Source organism: Streptomyces sp. NPDC093591, from assembly GCF_044764885.1.
In the GTDB taxonomy this organism is placed as follows: domain Bacteria; phylum Actinomycetota; class Actinomycetes; order Streptomycetales; family Streptomycetaceae; genus Streptomyces.
Genome location: NZ_JBIWIY010000001.1, coordinates 201,363 through 217,255 on the forward strand (window position 1 = coordinate 201,363; position 15,893 = coordinate 217,255).

The 15,893-nt window shown below is 71.7% G+C and carries 14 protein-coding genes; 7 read left to right on the forward strand and 7 right to left on the reverse strand.

Annotated elements, in window-relative coordinates; genetic code table 11:
- The first annotated feature begins 6 nt into the window (after window positions 1–6).
- The 3 genes from paaC to paaE are packed head-to-tail and all read left to right on the forward strand — an operon-like array spanning window position 7 to window position 2,456.
- The gene (gene paaC, locus ACIREI_RS00860) at window positions 7–834 is read left to right on the forward strand and encodes a 1,2-phenylacetyl-CoA epoxidase subunit PaaC (protein WP_403325736.1); all 828 of its coding nucleotides are present in this window, start codon (window positions 7–9) and stop codon (window positions 832–834) included.
- The gene (gene paaD / locus ACIREI_RS00865) at window positions 828–1,340 is read left to right on the forward strand and encodes a 1,2-phenylacetyl-CoA epoxidase subunit PaaD (protein ID WP_403325739.1); all 513 of its coding nucleotides are present in this window, start codon (window positions 828–830) and stop codon (window positions 1,338–1,340) included. Before paaC ends, paaD begins: the two co-directional genes overlap by 7 nt.
- Window positions 1,341–2,456, forward strand: a complete 1,116-nt coding sequence (paaE, locus tag ACIREI_RS00870; protein ID WP_403325742.1) for a 1,2-phenylacetyl-CoA epoxidase subunit PaaE — start codon at window positions 1,341–1,343, stop codon at window positions 2,454–2,456.
- Window positions 2,457–2,559: 103 nt separating this feature from the next.
- On the opposite strand, the gene ACIREI_RS00875 is transcribed toward paaE, so the two are convergent.
- A complete protein-coding gene (locus tag ACIREI_RS00875; protein ID WP_403326849.1) occupies window positions 2,560–4,725 on the reverse strand; it encodes a hypothetical protein in 2,166 nt (721 codons plus the stop codon).
- A 236-nt stretch (window positions 4,726–4,961) separates the two neighbouring features.
- On the opposite strand from ACIREI_RS00875, the gene ACIREI_RS00880 reads away from it, so the two are divergent.
- Window positions 4,962–5,915 (forward strand): Dyp-type peroxidase, encoded by a 954-nt coding sequence (locus ACIREI_RS00880; protein ID WP_403325745.1) that lies wholly within the window; start codon window positions 4,962–4,964, stop codon window positions 5,913–5,915.
- A gap of 82 nt (window positions 5,916–5,997) precedes the next feature.
- Here ACIREI_RS00880 and ACIREI_RS00885 read toward each other — a convergent pair whose 3' ends face one another.
- A complete protein-coding gene (locus tag ACIREI_RS00885; RefSeq protein ID WP_403325747.1) occupies window positions 5,998–6,390 on the reverse strand; it encodes a DUF5997 family protein in 393 nt (130 codons plus the stop codon).
- A 172-nt stretch (window positions 6,391–6,562) separates the two neighbouring features.
- Between ACIREI_RS00885 and ACIREI_RS00890 the strand changes: the two genes are divergently transcribed.
- On the forward strand, window positions 6,563–7,273 hold the full coding sequence (locus ACIREI_RS00890) for a LysR family substrate-binding domain-containing protein (RefSeq protein WP_403325750.1): 711 nt from the start codon (window positions 6,563–6,565) through the stop codon (window positions 7,271–7,273).
- 15 nt (window positions 7,274–7,288) lie between these two features.
- Here the strand turns inward: ACIREI_RS00890 and ACIREI_RS00895 are convergent, their stop codons facing one another.
- The 5 genes from ACIREI_RS00895 to ACIREI_RS00915 form a co-directional block, all read right to left on the reverse strand.
- Window positions 7,289–7,741 carry an SRPBCC family protein gene (locus ACIREI_RS00895; protein WP_403325753.1) on the reverse strand — a complete coding sequence of 151 codons (453 nt, stop codon included), beginning with the start codon at window positions 7,739–7,741 and terminating at the stop codon, window positions 7,289–7,291.
- Window positions 7,742–7,826: 85 nt separating this feature from the next.
- Window positions 7,827–10,676: a beta-L-arabinofuranosidase domain-containing protein gene (locus ACIREI_RS00900; protein WP_403325756.1), complete on the reverse strand. Its 2,850-nt coding sequence runs from the start codon at window positions 10,674–10,676 to the stop codon at window positions 7,827–7,829.
- 191 nt (window positions 10,677–10,867) lie between these two features.
- The gene (locus ACIREI_RS00905) at window positions 10,868–11,284 is read right to left on the reverse strand and encodes a hypothetical protein (RefSeq protein WP_403325759.1); all 417 of its coding nucleotides are present in this window, start codon (window positions 11,282–11,284) and stop codon (window positions 10,868–10,870) included.
- Between the two features lie 235 nt (window positions 11,285–11,519).
- Window positions 11,520–12,215, reverse strand: a complete 696-nt coding sequence (locus ACIREI_RS00910; RefSeq protein WP_403325761.1) for an HAD family hydrolase — start codon at window positions 12,213–12,215, stop codon at window positions 11,520–11,522.
- A gap of 46 nt (window positions 12,216–12,261) precedes the next feature.
- On the reverse strand, window positions 12,262–12,741 hold the full coding sequence (locus ACIREI_RS00915; RefSeq protein WP_403325763.1) for an Lrp/AsnC family transcriptional regulator: 480 nt from the start codon (window positions 12,739–12,741) through the stop codon (window positions 12,262–12,264).
- A 193-nt stretch (window positions 12,742–12,934) separates the two neighbouring features.
- Between ACIREI_RS00915 and ACIREI_RS00920 the strand changes: the two genes are divergently transcribed.
- Complete coding sequence (locus ACIREI_RS00920) at window positions 12,935–14,425, forward strand: FUSC family protein (protein WP_403325765.1); 1,491 nt, start codon at window positions 12,935–12,937, stop codon at window positions 14,423–14,425.
- A 376-nt stretch (window positions 14,426–14,801) separates the two neighbouring features.
- The gene (locus ACIREI_RS00925) at window positions 14,802–15,863 is read left to right on the forward strand and encodes a lactonase family protein (protein WP_403325768.1); all 1,062 of its coding nucleotides are present in this window, start codon (window positions 14,802–14,804) and stop codon (window positions 15,861–15,863) included.
- The last annotated feature ends 30 nt before the right edge of the window (window positions 15,864–15,893 follow it).

The following is a 15,893-nucleotide window of genomic DNA, read 5'->3' on the forward strand; positions in this document are numbered from 1 at the left end:
GAGGGCATGAGTGACGACCACGTCTATCTGACCCTCGCCGAGGGACACGAGGACGACGCCCGCTGGGCGTACGGCACCGGCTTCGAGGACCCGCTGCACGGCGTCGACACCACCGTGCCCGAGGGCGTCGACGCCGCTGAACTGGCCGCCCTGTGCGTCGAGTTGGCCGACGACGCCCTGGTCTCGGCCCAGCGCCTGGCCGAGTGGATCACCCGCGCCCCCGAGCTGGAGGAGGAGGTGGCGCTGGCCAACATCGGCCTCGACCTCCTCGGCCAGGCCCGCCTGCTGTACTCCCGCGCCGGCCAGGCCGACGGCACCGGACGCGACGAGGACGCCTACGCCTACTTCCGGGACGCCGGCGACTTCCGCAACGTACGCCTGGCCGAACTCCCGTGCGGCGACTTCGCGTTCTCGGTCGTCCGGCTGCTGATGCTGTCCAGCTGGCGCCTCGCGCACTTCGAGCGGCTGGCGTCGCACCCGGACCCCGTGCTGGCGGCGATCGCCGCTAAGGGCGTCAAGGAGCTGGCCTACCACCGGCAGTACGCCGCCGAGTGGGTCGTCCGCCTCGGTGACGGCACCGAGGAGTCGCACCGCCGCACACGCCGGGCTCTGGAGCAAGTGGCCCCGTACGTGGGGGAGTTGTTCACCGCGTACGACGTGCGGGACGAGGTCGTCGCCGTCCTGCGCCAGGTCACCGAGGCCGCCGGCCTGCCCATGCCGGTGTACCGGCCGCTGCCCGGATCCGGCCGCCACGGCGAGCACACCGAGCATCTCGTGCCCCTGCTGGCCGAGTTGCAGGGCGTGGCCCGCGCCCACCCGGAGGCGACATGGTGACCACCCTGCTCGACGCCCGGCGCGCCCGGCACATCGCCGAAGGGGTGCCGGACCCCGAGCTGCCCATGCTCACCCTGGCCGACCTGGGCGTCCTGCGGAGCGTCGAGACGACCGAGGACGGCACCGTCGTCGCGAGCCTGACGCCGACGTACTCGGGCTGCCCGGCCATGGCCGAGATGCGGGCGGACGTGGCGGCGCGACTGCGCGACGCCGGGTACGCGCGCGTGGAGATCCGTACGGTCCTCGATCCACCGTGGACCAGCGACTGGATCACCCCGGCCGGCCGCCGCAAGCTCGCCGAGCACGGCATCGCCCCGCCCGGCCCCGCCCCCCGCGCCGGCGGCCCGGTCCCGCTCGTGCTGTCGCCCACCCGGCACGCGGTGACCTGCCCGCGCTGCGGCTCGGCGGACACCGAGGAGACCTCCCGCTTCGCCGCCACGTCCTGCAAGGCGCTGTGGCGCTGCCGCGCCTGCCGTGAGCCGTTCGAGTACGTCAAGGAGATCTGAATGGAAGGCCTGAGGGAAGCACAGACGGCTGCCACGGTACGCCCGCGCACCCGCCGCCGTCCGGCCTTCCACTCCCTGCGCGTCGCCACCCTGACACCCCTGTGCGCGGACGCGGTCGCCGTCGGCTTCGACATCCCGCCGGAGCTGGCCGAGGAGTTCGCCTTCGCGCCCGGCCAGTCGCTGACGTTGCGAAGGGAGATCGACGGGCGGGACGAGCGGCGGTCGTACTCGATCTGCTCGCCGGTCGGGTCGAGCCCGCGGATCGGCGTACGGGTCGTGCCCGGCGGCCTGTTCTCGTCCTGGCTCGTCGAGGACGTGCGCCCCGGCGACACCGTCGAGGTCATGGCCCCCACCGGCGCCTTCACCCCCGACCTGACGACCCCCGGCCATCACGTGCTGATCGCGGCGGGCTCCGGCATCACGCCCATGATGTCCATCGCCGAGTCCGTCCTGGCCGCCGACTCCCGCTCGACGGTCACCCTCTTCTACGGCAACCGCCGCACCGGCACGGTCATGTTCGCCGACGAGCTGGCCGACCTGAAGGACCTGTACCCGACCCGGTTCCAGCTCGCCCATGTCCTGTCCCGCGAACCCCGTGAGGCCGAGGTGCTCTCCGGCCGGATCGACGCCGACCGGCTGTCGACGCTCATCGACGCGCTGGTCGACGTGACGAGCGCCGACCACTGGTGGCTGTGCGGCCCGCACGGCATGGTCCGGGACGCACAACGGGTGCTGGAGGGCCTCGGGGTCCCGGCGGAGCGGGTGCACCAGGAGCTGTTCTACGCCGACGACGAGCCCGTGCGGGAGGTGCACCACGAGGAGGGCGGCCCGCAGGGGCCCGTCAGCCAGGTCACCATCACCCTCGACGGCCGGTCCACCACCGCCGCGCTGCCGCGTGAGCGGACCATCCTCGACGGCGCCCAACGCACCCGCCCCGACCTGCCGTTCGCCTGCAAGGGCGGCGTCTGCGGCACCTGCCGGGCCCTGGTCACCGACGGCAAGGCGGACATGCGGCGCAACTTCGCGCTGGAGGCGGCCGAGGTGGACGCCGGCTACGTCCTGACCTGCCAGTCGTACCCGGTCTCGGAGACGCTGACGGTGGACTACGACAGCTGAGCCGGCCGTAGGAAGTCGAGTGGCGAGGAAAGCGAAAGGACTAGTTCAAGAAGGAGTTGAGAAGGAAGTCCCTTCATGGCCTCGCCACGGCCGACTCTAACAGTCACGCGGGGATCAGGTCGCGCAGATTTTCGGGGGTGACGATCCGCGACTCCGGGTGCAGACCGTCGGGCCGCTGCAGGCCGATGTAGGTGACGGGGCCCTCGGGGACCGTCTCGCCGTCCCAGAGGGTGGTCGACGAGGCGTCCAGCAGACCGGTGAGGTAGCGGACCGTCAGCTGCTCGCGCTCCACGATGCCGCGCAGCAGTGTCGCGACCGAAACCCGGTTGGCCTCGACCCGGTTGGCGGCCGGAGTGCCCTTCAGGTACAGGTGCAGCCACTTGGCACGCCACCGGCCGTCGCGGCCGCGCTGGAACGCCAGCGGCAGCGCGACCCGGCCCGGCCCGCGCAGGCCGGACTTCATACGCACGGTACGCGGCTCGAACGGCCGGCCCTGCTGCCGCGCCTCACGCAGCATGAACCCGAAGAAGGACTCCTCGACCTCCTCGAAGCCCTCCCCGGAGAAGATGTTGACCTGCGGGACGATGAACTCGCCGCGCGCGGCACCGAGGCGCAGGTCGATGAACTCGGAGGCGCCGTCTGGCGCCTCGGTGATGTCACCGGAGTGCTCGCCCTCCAGGTCCTTGAGGTTGGTGTACGCCAGCCAGCAGACCGTCGCGTAGTCGGCGTCGAGCATCAGCGCCGACAGGTCGTAGTCGGTGCGGTGGGCGGCCTGCTTCCAGTACACGAAGAAGCGCAGCAGCTCGCCGTCCACGGGCGACACCGAACCGCGGGGCAGCACGCCGAGCCCGGCCGGGGCCGCCCTGCCGCTGAGCGGCAGCGCGACATCCAGGACATCCGGGTCGATCAGCAGATGGCCCGGGGCCGGCAGGCGGCGCCGTATCTCCGCGTCGAGTACGGCGATCAGACGCTCGCGCTCGGGCGGCAGCACGGGCGGGCGGTCGTCCTCGGTGACCCAGGCGCGGCCGAGCCGGTTCACGAACACGCGGGGCTCGCCGGTGTCCTGCGCGCGGTTGGCGAGGTGTTCGCGGACCGACAGCAGGACCCGGCCGGACACGTCGCCCACGACCTCCTCGGCGGCGGCCGCGACCGTGGTGCGCTCGTCCTGGTCGAGGGCCATGCGCAGCAGCCGGTCCAGGGAGCGGAACAGCTTTCCGGGCGCGGACTTCAGCAGCTCCGCCGCGCCGGTGACGTCGTGCATGCCGAGCAGCTCCTCCACTCGGCTGTCGAAGGAGCGAGCCTTCTTCTCGCCGCGGGCGACCGCGAACACGTCGGCGGCGTGCGGCCACTGCGGGTACTCGTGCGGGTGCAGCCGCTCGCCGAGCCGCTTGAAGTCCTCGCGGTACGCGTGCACGTCCGCGAGCTTGGCGGGCGCTGCGGCGACCACCGAGTCGAGGCCCGCCAGCAGCGCACGGCGCACCGGTCGGGTAAGTCCGCGGAACCGCGTCGCCTCCACAAGGGTCACGTCACCGCCCGACACCGCGCACGCCAGCCGCAGCACATCGGTGACCGTGTCCAGGAGAAGCGCCGAACCGGCCCGCAGACGAGCGCGGTTGATCACGGCACGGTTCTCCCGGACCGGGATCTGCGCGGGCTGCGGCCCGTCGGCGCAGGCCTCGGCCAGCAACTCCAGATCACGCAGTCCGTCCTCGCCGAGCGGGGTGCCGCTGCCCGCCAACGCCAGGTACAGGGCGGTGACTTCGGCATCCGCGTCGGTGCCCAGGTGCAGCACCGTCACACGGTCGCCGGCCGCCGCGATCAGCTCCTCGTGGTGGCCCAGCATCTCGGCGTAGGTGTGCTGGTAGCGGCCGTACGACGGCAGGGTGAGCAGGTCGACGGCACCGTCGCTCACCTGCTCCAGAACACTCGCGCGCGTCGCGTCGTCCGTGAGGGCCTCGGCGATGCAGCGCGTCCAGAAGTCGTACGTGTCCGGCACGTTGGCCGGGAAGTCGACGAAGTACACGTTGTGCCGCACATGGTCGCCGACCATCTCGCGGACCGTGCCCAGCGTCCGTACCGCGGTGTCGACGACCGTGCCCTCGGACAGCCCCGACAGATGGGCCAGCAGCTCCGCCGAGAGCTTGAAGCCCGCGGACATCAACGCGGCGTCGAACTGCCGTGCCGCGACGGCGCCTTCCCCGGCGGGGCCCGCGGGGGAGGGGAGACGGTGGACGTGCCGGATGACGAGGGGTTCGAGGCGGTGGACCATTCCCGGATGATCCCGCATGCGTACGTGTGTGCGCATGCGGGTTTTCTGCGTCGAACGCGGTGTCGGATGCCGCATCGGACGCGGCATCGAACGCCGCGTCGAGAGCGGTGGAGTACGGCGTCGCGCACGGTTTTCCTCACCCGTCGTACTAGTCATATGTACGGAAATTTGGGGGGTATCGTTCACGGTTCGGCCGGGCATCGTTAGTTGGCGGGGTTCGAGGTGAGAGGGGAACGATGCCGTCGTCGTCGATGCGGTTGGCCGATGCACAGTCACAGCCGGTGCTCAGTCCGCCGGCGCCTGTCGCCGTCTTCCTGGTGGTCACGATCGAGCCGGGCGGCGAGCCGGAGGTCCGTGATCTGCTCGCCGGGCTCGCGGGACTGGTACGGGCCGTCGGGTTCCCGAGTCCCGACGGCGGCCTGTGCTGCGTCGCCGGAGTGGGGTCCACGGCCTGGGACCGGCTGTTCGGCGATCCGCGCCCCCGGGAGCTGCACCCCTTCAAGGAACTGGAAGGGTCACGACACCGCGCCGTGTCGACCCCCGGCGACCTGCTCTTTCACATCCGCGCCGCCCGCACGGACCTGTGCTTCGCCCTGGCCGCCGAGATCATGAAGCGGCTGCGCGACGCGGTCACCGTCCAGGACGAGGTCCAGGCGTTCGCCTACTTCGACTCGCGCAACGTCCTCGGCTTCGTCGACGGCACCGAGAACCCGGTCGGCCGGGCGGCGGCCGAGGCGGCGGTCGTCGGGGACGAGGATCCGGCGTTCAGCGGCGGAAGCTATGCCATCGTCCAGAAGTACCTGCACGACGTGGACGCCTGGGAGGCCCTGGCGGTCGAGGCCCAGGAGAAGGTGATCGGCCGGTCCAAGCTGACCAACATCGAACTCGACGTGCCCGGCTCCCACAAGGACGTGAACACGGTCACCGGCCCGGACGGGGAGGAGCTGGAGATACTGCGCGGCGCCATGCCGTTCGGCAGGCCCGGGCACGGCGAGTTCGGCACGTACTTCATCGCCTACGCCCGGACGCCCCGGATACCGGAGGCCATGATGCGGAAGATGTTCCTCGGCGGCCCGGAATCCGGCCCCGACCCGATCCTCGACTACTCGCAGGCCGTCACCGGAACCCTCTTCTTCATCCCGCCGGTCACTTTCCTCGAGTCGATCCAGGAACGGTCCGTGACGGACTGAGCCGACGGGAGGCGTGGGCGGGTTCACCGGGCCGGGCTCCGGCGGACGGACCCGCCCACGGCGAGACGTGGAGGGGGCTAGGTCAGGGGCGCTCCGCGGCGCGCTCCGCGTTGCGCTCCTTCAGGCGGGCCGCCTCCTTGCGGACCTCGGCCTGGGTGGCGCGCTCCTTCCGCAGCCACTCGGGCTGCTCCTGCTTCAGCGCCTCGATCTGCTCGGTGGTGAGGGGCTCCGTGACGCCGCCGCGGGCCAGGCCCGCGATGGACACGCCGAGCTTCGCCGCGACCACCGGGCGGGGGTGCGGGCCGTCACGTCGCAGGTCGCGCAGCCACTGCGGCGGGTCCGCCTGCAGCGCGTTCAGTTCCGCGCGCGTGACGACACCCTCTCGGAACTCGGCAGGGGTGGCTTCGAGGTACACACCCAGCTTCTTGGCCGCGGTCGCGGGCTTCATGGTCTGGGTGCTTTGGTGCGACGTCATGGTCTCAAGGGTATCGACCGGCTGACCCCCCGCCGACCACGGCCGGTAACCTGGCCAGGTGACAGGCTCGGAAGTACCTCCTTCATCCCCGGAAGCACCGCCTTCGTCCCCGGAAGCACCGCCTTCGTCCCCGGAAGCAGCCGCTTCCTTCCGGCTCGCGTACGTCCCGGGAGTGACCCCCTCGAAGTGGGTGCGGATCTGGAACGAGCGCTTCCCCGACGTCCCCCTCACCCTCCACGCGGCCACCGCCGCCGAGGCGCCCGACCTGCTGCGGGACGGAGCCGCCGACGCCGGGTTCGTCCGGCTGCCGGTCGACCGTACGTTCTTCAGCGCGATCCCCCTGTACACCGAGACCACGGTCGTCGTCGTCCCCAAGGACCACGTCATCGCGGCCGTGGAGGAGGTGACCACGGACGACCTGGCCGACGAGGTCCTCTTCCACCCCCTGGACGACGTCCTCGACTGGGAGCGGCCACCGGGGCAGCCCGCCTTCGAGCGTCCCGCGACCACCGCGGACGCCGTGGAGCTCGTCGCGGCCGGCGTCGGCCTGCTCGTCGTACCCCAGTCGCTGGCCCGTCTCCACCACCGCAAGGACCTCACCTACCGGACGCTCGTGGACGCCCCCCAGTCGAGCATCGCCCTGTCCTGGCCGGAGGAGGCGACCACCGACCTGGTGGAGGACTTCATCGGCGTCGTCCGCGGCCGCACGGTCAACAGCACCCGCGGCCGCACCACGTCCCAGGCAGCCCCGGACCAGCCCAAGCGCAAACGCCCCGAAGGCACCGGCAGCCCCCGGCGCCAGCCCGGAACCGGCCGGAGCCCCCGCGGCGGCGCCAAGGGAGCCAAGGGGACCGGCCGAGGCAAGCCCCGCCGCCGTTCGTAGCGGACGGCACCGGCCTCATGCGGTGGCCGCCGTGAGCCTGCGCTCCAGGTCGCGCAGGTCCTTGCCGATGCTGGAGCGGACCTGCCGGCCCATGAGCGGCGCCGCCAGCCGGTAGAAGCCGCCACCGCCGCCGCGGACCCGGATGCGGGCGAGGGTGCCGTCCGGGTGCGGGTCGAAGGCGTAGGTGACGTGCATCGGCATCGGGCCGGCCACGGACACCATGTCCAGCAGCCGCGGGAAGTCGTACGACGCCACGCGCAGCACGTAGTCGATGCGCCGACCGAGGAAGTACGCCGTCCGCGTGACCTCGGCGCCGACCCCGAAGCCGCCCGCCTCGGCCTCGCGGGTCAGCTCCGCGGTACGGATGCCCTGTGTCCAGTCGGCGTCGTGGCGCCAGTCCATGGCGTACTCGGCCACCTTCTCGGGAGGCAGCGGGATCACCCGCTCCGCCGATACATCGATCGTCACCTTGCCAGGATCACCGTGCCGGGCGGGCGGCGCACGTGCAGCAGGGCCCCGAGTACCGGACCCGGGGCCCTGGGCGGGCGGCGGCTCAGGGGGCGTACGTGGCCTGCTCCGCCGTACGCACCACCGTCTGTCCGTCGGCCTGGCTGAGCAGACCCGCGCTCACCCATGCGTTCACGGTGGACCGCACGCGTGTGACCAGCGCACCCTTGCCGCTGAACGGCGCCCCGGCCCAGATCTCGTCCAGGAGCGTGGTGCCGTCGGACTTCGCGGGATTGGCGACACCTGAGTCGCTGTTGCCGAAGATCACCCTTGGCTCCGAGCGCCGGAAATAGGCGTGGGTCGGGTCCTCGGTGCCCTCGAAGAAGGGGGCGAACTCGGTGCCGCCCAGGGTGTAGTGGAGCGGTTTGCCGGACACCGGGGTGAGGGACGGCAGCAGGTCGCCGGAGAGTCCGGCGTTGCGGTACAGGCCCAACTGGAGGTAGTCGGCCGAGGAGTTGCGGCCGACCAGGTTGACCGGGCCGTAGAACAGGGTCTGCAGGGACGGATCGTCCAGGGCCTTCTCGACCCGGAGCCGGAACGGGAGCGTGACGCGTACGGTGTCGCCGCTGCGCCAGGTCCGGGACACGGTGAAGTAGCTGCCCGCGACCGGAGTGCCGCCGACCGCACTGCCGTTGACGGTCACCTTGAAGCCGCCGGACGCCCAGGACGGCACGCGCAGCTTCAGCTCGAACGACGCGCTGCCCCCGCCGATGGTGATCGTGGAGCCCTGTTCCCTCGGGTAGTCCGTGCTCTGGGTGACCGTGACGCCCTTCTCGGCCCAGGTCAGGGTGGACGGGCTGTACAGGTTGACGTACAGAGCGCCGCCGTCGGCCTTCTTGAAGTACACCGAGTCCTGGTACTTCGTGGCGCTCTCCATGCCCGTGCCCTCGCAGCAGGTCGTGCCCTGCTTGGGGGTGTAGTCGCGCACGTGCCCGGGCTTCAGGCCGATGAAGTACGTGACGAGGGGCTTTTCCGCGTCGGCCTTGTCCTGCTTGGAGCCGAGCACCTGGTTGTACAGCGCCCGTTCGTAGTAGTCCATGTACTTCGGGTCCTGCTCGTGGAAGAACAGCATCCGGCTCAGTTTGAGCATGTTGTACGCGCAGCAGGTCTCGGCGTTGGTGTCGCTGATCGTGCCGGCGACGACCCCGCGGGCCTTCCAGAACTCGGCCGTGCTCGTCCCGCCGATGCCGTACATGCGCTGCGGGACGACCATGCCCCAGAAGTTCTTCGCGGCCGTGAGGTAGCGGGCCTCGCCCGTGGCGTCGTACAGCCGGACGTAACCGGTGAAGATCGGGATGTGCTGGTTGGCGTGCAGGCCGTCCAGGATGTCGGTGTTCGCGGCACAGGCGTCGATGAGCCTGTCCAGGTCGAACAGCTTGGCCAGCGCGAGGTGTTCGGCCTTCCCGGTGATCGCGTGCAGGTCGACGATCGTCTCGACGATGCCGCCGAACTCGCCGCTGGAGAAGATGCCCCACATCCGCTGGAGGGTGGCGTCGGGCAGCTTGGACAGCCGGGAGTACATCCAGTCGCACATGCCGGACGCGAGGTCGAGGGCGCGGGCGTCGTCGGTGGCGAGGTGGGCGTCCAGCAGGCCCTTGAGGATCTTGTGCGCGGTGTAGTACGGCGCCCACACCCTGGTGTAGTCGCCGCTGGTCATCGACTCCAGCTCGATGAACTGGGTCTCCGGGTACGCGGCGAGGAACCCGGGGTGGCTCGGCCCGCCCCAGGTGCGGCGCAGGGTGGCGGTCAGCCCGCGGCCGGAGGCGTCGGCGAAGGTGCCGCCGGTGGTGGTGGCGAAGTAGTACGACGCGAGGTTGCCGAGCCCCGCGGAGGAGTTCTTGGCCTCGTTGGTCTGCAGGGAGGTGATCTCGGCCGCGGTCAGGGCCCGCCCGTACACGTTGAACTCGTCGAAGGCGCCCGCGTACACCGGGTCGCCGGAGAAGTTCGAGCGGCCCAGCCAGTTGTTCGTCAGGGTGCCCAGGACGGACGGGTTGAGCGTCATCGAGGTGTTCTGGGCGACGGCGGTGCCGTTGACGTAGAGGGTGCCCGTGCTGCCGGAGATGGTCACCGCCAGATGGCTCCACTGGTTCAGCGGCAACGCGGCGGTGCCGTTGAGCCCCTGCTCCCCGCCCGGCCCGTTGGTGGTGATGGCGAACCGCGGCACTCCGTTGGCGTTGCGGCCGGCCAGGTACATGTACCGGGTGGTGTTGTTGCCGAAGTCGAAGACACGCTGCCAGTTGGCGTTGTGGGTGGGCTTCACCCAGACCGACAGGGTGATCGCCGCGGCACCGCCGAGCACGGCGGCCGGGAGGTCGACGTACTGGTAGGAGCCCCGTACGTTCTCGTGCGCGCCGCCCCACTTCCCGGTGACGGCGAGCATGCGCGGGTCGCGGCGCAGCGCCTCCCGCACCTCGGTCAGCGCCCCGACCATGGTCCCGATCTTGTCGGCGTACGCCTGCTCCCCGGTGCTCGCGTACGCCTGCGACAGCATGCTCAGGAAGTGGCCGGTGTAGTGGCCGCGGAGGTTGCCGTTGGCCTCGCCGTCCAGTCCCTCCCAGCCGCCCGGGGCCACCGCGCCGCCCGTGGCGAGCCCGGCGTTGGCGCGGAAGACCTGCAGGAGCCGGTTCACGTCGTAGCCCCGGCCGTGATCGAGCATCAGCTGACGCTTGCCGGCGAAGACGCCCGGCCTGAGGGCCACGTCGTCGAGGGCGAAGGGCTGGACGGTCCAGGTGGACGGGGCGGCGGCCGCAGCCTGCGCTTCCTGTACGGCAGCCGCAGCCTGAGCCTCCGGAACGGCGGCCGCGGCCCGGCCGGTTGCCGCGAACGAGGCCGCGGGCGTCGCCGCCGCCAGCGCCGCGGCCTGGAGAAGTGCTCTTCTGGAGAGGGGCGGTGCCATGTGGGCTCCTCCACGAGGTCAACGCGGTTCGGTATATCGAACACTGTGCGAATGGTCGACCAGACGTTATGCGTGGGGTGAGGAGCCGTCAACGGTGCTGACGGGATTGGCACTCGGGGACGGGGAGGCGGGGAAGCGGATCTGCTGATGGCCGCGACCGCGGCGGACGCGGTCGTCGGCGGGCAGCGGACTCAGGAACTCCGGATGGCACACTTCGGGTCCCGGGCGGAGTGCGCGGCACCGACGCCGAGGGCTTCGGGCTGCCGGTCGCCGATGATGTCGAGGTGCGTCACGGAACGCTCCCGGCTCATCTCGACCCGCTGGCGCACTTCGTAACTGACGATCCTGCCGGTCGTCAGCTGTTCGTACGCCGTCGGCGAGCCGGCCACGGAGAATCCCAGGCGGCTCTCGGCGGTCACCGTCAGGCCCGCCTGGCGGGCGAACTCCTTGGCACGTTCCCGGTCACGCTCCTCGGCACGGAACGGCGCGGCCGACTCGAAGCGCCTCGCCTCGGTCATCGGTACCCCGCCCTGTGACCGCGCGGCCACATAGCCGTAGACGGTGTCCGGTACGTTCTGCTCGTAGTGGGGCGTCTTCGCGGCGGCCATCGGTCCCTCCGGGAGGATGGAGCTCGGACGCATGCCTCACGGCAGCCGGCCACGCGCGCCGAGCATGGGTGTCGGCAGGGAGGTGACGGGCCTCGCGGTGGGCGCGAGTGCCTGTGGAACGGCGCGTGCGCGAGCACGTACCACCGCCAATCCAACCATTGGTTGCCTATCGCCGCAAAAGGCGCTAACTGGAAGCCCAGTTGGCCGGTCGGCTCAGCGGTCCAGCTGACGGTGGTCAGAAGGAGGCCGTCGACCGCACGAGCCAGTCGTACGCTCCGCGCGCCGTGAACTCCCCTTGCCCGCCCCGCAGTAGCAGGCCGGCCGTAGCGAACTCCGGGGCGTCCGCGTGGGCGGCCACGTACGGGATCGCGATGCAGCGCATTCCGGCCGCGTGCGCGGCGGCGGCGCCGGGGGCCGCGTCCTCCAGGACCACGCAGTCGCCCGGTGCCGCGCCGAGCCGACGGGCCGCCTCCAGGAAGACGTCGGGGGCGGGCTTGCCGCGTTCGACCTCGTCGGCCGATACGACGGTGCGCAGATGGGCGTCCAGGCCGGTGCCGGCGAGGATCGCCGTGATGGCCCCGTGTGACGAGCCGGACGCCACGGCCATCGGCACCCCCTCACCCGCCAGTAGTTCCACGAACTCGCGCATCTCGGGGTACGCGCGCGTGGCGGCGCGGGCGAGTTCCAGATAGCGGGCGTTCTTGGCGGCGAGCAACTCGTCGACGGAGGCCCGCAGGCCGTACTCCCGCTTCCAGAGCGTGACCGTCTCCAGCGTGCTGATGCCGACGTACCGCTCGTGATCCGCCCATGTGAAGTCGGGGACTCCGTGCTCGGCGAGGATCTGCCGGCCCGCCTCGTAGTAATTGGGCTCGCTGTCCACGAGCGTTCCGTCGAGATCGAAGATGACCGAAGTGCCGTTGAGACCGCTCATGGGCCCAGGATGTCAAAGGCCTCACGGGTCATCTCGGCCTCGAAGGTCACTTCCGGGCCGCCGTCCGCCCGATCGACGCCACCAGTGGCAGCAGCCGGTGCGGGACGCGCTCGCGCAGGGCCACCTCGGTACGGGTGCGGACCACGCCGGGCAGGCTGATCAGCTTCTGGATCACGTCCTCCAGATGGGCGTTGTCGCGGGCGACCACCCGGGTCAGCAGATCCCCGCCACCGGTGATCGAGAAGGCCTCGACGATCTCCGGTACGGCGGCGAGCGCGTCGCCCACGTCGTCGAGATGGCCCTGGGTGACCTCGATGTGCACGAACGCCAGCACGGGGTGGCCGAGCGCGGCGGGGGAGAGGGTCGGCCCCGTGCCGGTGACCACGCCGTCCCGCTCCAGCCGGTCGAGCCGCGCCTGCAAGGTTCCCCGCGCGACGCCGAGGATGCGGGCGTACTCGCGCACGCTCGTGCGGGGCTGCTCCAGCAGCAGCCGCAGGATGCGGGTGTCGAGCTCGTCCACGGCCATGGCATCCGGCCTTCCTCGTACGTGGTCCGTTGGCTCGCTGGTGGACGCTGCGGGACCGAAATGTCTGTGCCAATGGCCCAGCATATTCGACGCCACTTGAGCCAGTCGCTCCGGCGATGCTGCAATGGGACCGTCGATGGCGCTGCGGACCTCCGCGGCGCCTTTTTCATGCCGATTCGGAGGGCGGAAAGCAGTGCTGAAGAGGGTGTTCGTGGCGCCGGACCCGGGCCGGGCGCGGCTGCGCTTCGCCGTGCGGGCGGTCCTCGGCATCGGGCTCGCGGTCGTCGTCTGCGCACTGGCCGGACACTCCCTCGTCGGTGCCGTCACCGGGGGGCTCGCCGCGCTGCTCGCCCTGTTCACCGTCACCGACCCCACGGTCCGCGGGCAGGCGGTCACCACCGCGCTGCTGCCGCTCGTCGGCCTCCCCGTCCTCGCGGCGGCGGCCGAACTGCACGACCACCCCGTCGCCCGCGACCTCACCTTCCTCGCCGTCGTCGGCGCGGGCGTGTATGCGCGCCGCTGGGGACCGCGCGGTCACAGCCTGGGCGTGTTCGCGTTCATGACCTTCTTCGTGGCGCAGTTCCTGCAGGCGACCCCACGGCAACTGCCCGAGCTCTACGCCGCCGTACTGCTGTCCCTGCTCACCGCCGCCGCCGTGCGTTTCGGGCTGTGGTGCTACGAGCGCCGTACGCCCCCGGCGCCCGCACCGGCACCGCCCGGCGGCAGCGGACTGGCCCGTGTGACCACGCGCCAGGCGATCCAGGCCACGGCCGGCGCCGGCTTCGCCCTGGTCGTGGGCCAACTGGTGTCCGGGCAGCGCTGGTACTGGGCCGTCGGCGCCACCTGGTGGATCTTCGTCAACACCACCTCGCGCGGCGAGACCCTGGTCCGCGGCTTCCGCCGGATCCTCGGCACGGTGATCGGCATCGGCCTCGGCCTGCTCATCGCCGTCCCGCTGAACGGCGCGGGCCTCCCCACGGCGGTGCTCCTCGCCGTCTGCGTCTTCGGCATCTTCTACACCGCCGCCGTCTCGTACAGCTGGATGATGCTCTGCGTCACGGTGCTCGCCGAGCTCCTCTACGGCCTCCTGGGCGTCCTGGATCCCGCCCTGCTGGCGCTGCGGCTCGCCGAGACCGGCGTGGGCGCGCTCGGCGCCGTGCTGGCCGTGCTGCTCGTCCTGCCCGTCACCACCCACACCGTCACGGACGCCTGGATCCAGCGGGCCCTGCGCTGCGTCCACGCGGCCACCGCCGAGGCAACCGCGCGCCTCGCCGGTGACGCGACCGCCGACCCGGCCTCGAAACTGGCCGAACTGGAGCAGCTGCTCGGCCGGGTACGGCTCTCGGTCGCCCCGCTCGTGCACCCCCTGAACCCGATGCCGGCCCGCAAGCGGCGTGCTCGCCGCGTCCTGGCCCTGCTCGACGACTGCGCCCGGGAGATCCGCGGTCTGGCCGCCGTCGCCGCCGACCCGGAGGCCTCGCACGACGCCCGCCTGGCAGCCGCGTGCTGGCGCGTCGAGGCCGCGGTCGAGGCGCTCACCGGCGGCACGGACATCACCGTCCCCACCGAGCAGCCGACGGCGTCGGATCCCGCGCTGGCCCATCTGCACGGCCTCGAGCGCGCCCTGGCCGAACTCGCCCAGCCCCTGCGCACGCCGTCCGGTTCGCGGCTCGTGGGGGCATGAGACGACCGGTCGGGCAGGGCCTCGTCTCGGGTGGGCAAGTGACTTGGCCGGCACTCGGGCCTTGAACGGCTCGGGTCGGTATGTCGCTTTGTCGGCCACGTAGAGGGTGGATCAGGCCATCCGCCGGGTAACCCGGCGTCATCGGACGCACGGAACCCGCGAGCCGCGCGGGAGCGGCCCGCGGGCGAGCCTCCTGGGGGTGGCGTACGCCTTTCTCCACGCAAGGACCGGCCTTCGGCGCACGCGTCGCCCGACGCGACGTCACGCCCGTCTTCCGCCGTACGTACTCGCCGACGATTAGGTGACCTTGGTCTAGACCGATGATGATCCGCTGCTACCGTCACCCCGGACGGCACCCGACCGGAAGGGGACAGCGGTGGCAGACGTGGGCAGGCGGGAACGACGGGGAACGCGGGCCTACATCGGGTCCTTCACGGCTGCCGGAGGCCATGGCATCACCGCGGCGTCCGTGGCCCCGTTCAGCGGCGCGCTGACCGTCCTGAGCGGCGTGGACGACGTGCCCGACCCCGCGTACCTGGCCCTGTCGCCCGGCGGTGACACGCTCTACGCGGTCAGCGAGACCGCCCAGGGCGCGGTGGCCGCCTACCGTCTGACCGGGGCCAAGCCGGAGCTCATCGGATCACCGGTGCCGGTGGGCGGCAGCGGACCCACGTACCTCAGCGTGATCGCCGGCCACGTCCTGACCGCCAACTACGGCTCCGGCAGTGTCACCGTCGTGCCCGTGCGCCCCGACGGCGCCCTCGCGGACGCCCCGGCCGCCGTCCTCCAGCACACCGGCTCGGGCCCGCACACCCCACGCCAGCAGGGCCCGCACGCCCACCAGGTGCAGCCCGACCCGAGCGGCCGCTGGGTCGTCAGCGTCGACCTCGGCACGGACTCGGTGCGGGTGTGCACGCTGACCGACGGCGCCCTCGACGTGCACCGGGAGATCGCCCTGCGGCCCGGCTCGGGCCCGCGCCATCTGGCCTTCCATCCGCACGGCAGGTACGCGTACGTCCTCAACGAACTCACCCCCACCGTCACCGTCTGCCACTGGGACGCCGACGACGGCACGCTGAAGCCGCTGGCCGAGACGCACGTCCTGCCGGGCGCCCCGGCCGGTGACGCCTATCCGTCGGGGATCGTCGCCTCGCCCGACGGCCGCTTCGTGTGGACCGCGACACGCGGCGAGGACGTGCTGTCGACGTTCGCCGTGGCGGGGGATGAACTGCGGCTGGTGGGGACGGTGACCTGCGCCGGGCACTGGCCGCGCGCGATCACCGAGGCGGGCGGCTTCCTGTACGTCGCGAACGAGCGCTCCGGCGACGTGTCCTGGTTCGCCCTGGACCCGGCCACGGGACTCCCACGCTACGAAGGCTCGATCGAGGCGCCCGCGGCGTCCTGCGTGGTCATCGGCGAGGGCGCCGACGAGGCATGACCGGATGTTCGCCGGCTGCCCCAGGAGTGC

Coding starts and splice junctions, on each gene's coding strand:
- paaC (WP_403325736.1), top strand. CDS start 7: ATGAGTGACGACCACGTCTATCTGACCCTCGCCGAGGGACACGAGGAC.
- paaD (WP_403325739.1), top strand. CDS start 828: ATGGTGACCACCCTGCTCGACGCCCGGCGCGCCCGGCACATCGCCGAA.
- paaE (WP_403325742.1), top strand. CDS start 1,341: ATGGAAGGCCTGAGGGAAGCACAGACGGCTGCCACGGTACGCCCGCGC.
- ACIREI_RS00875 (WP_403326849.1), bottom strand. CDS start 4,725: ATGGTCCACCGCCTCGAACCCCTCGTCATCCGGCACGTCCACCGTCTC.
- ACIREI_RS00880 (WP_403325745.1), top strand. CDS start 4,962: ATGCCGTCGTCGTCGATGCGGTTGGCCGATGCACAGTCACAGCCGGTG.
- ACIREI_RS00885 (WP_403325747.1), bottom strand. CDS start 6,390: ATGACGTCGCACCAAAGCACCCAGACCATGAAGCCCGCGACCGCGGCC.
- ACIREI_RS00900 (WP_403325756.1), bottom strand. CDS start 10,676: ATGGCACCGCCCCTCTCCAGAAGAGCACTTCTCCAGGCCGCGGCGCTG.
- ACIREI_RS00905 (WP_403325759.1), bottom strand. CDS start 11,284: ATGGCCGCCGCGAAGACGCCCCACTACGAGCAGAACGTACCGGACACC.
- ACIREI_RS00910 (WP_403325761.1), bottom strand. CDS start 12,215: ATGAGCGGTCTCAACGGCACTTCGGTCATCTTCGATCTCGACGGAACG.
- ACIREI_RS00915 (WP_403325763.1), bottom strand. CDS start 12,741: ATGGCCGTGGACGAGCTCGACACCCGCATCCTGCGGCTGCTGCTGGAG.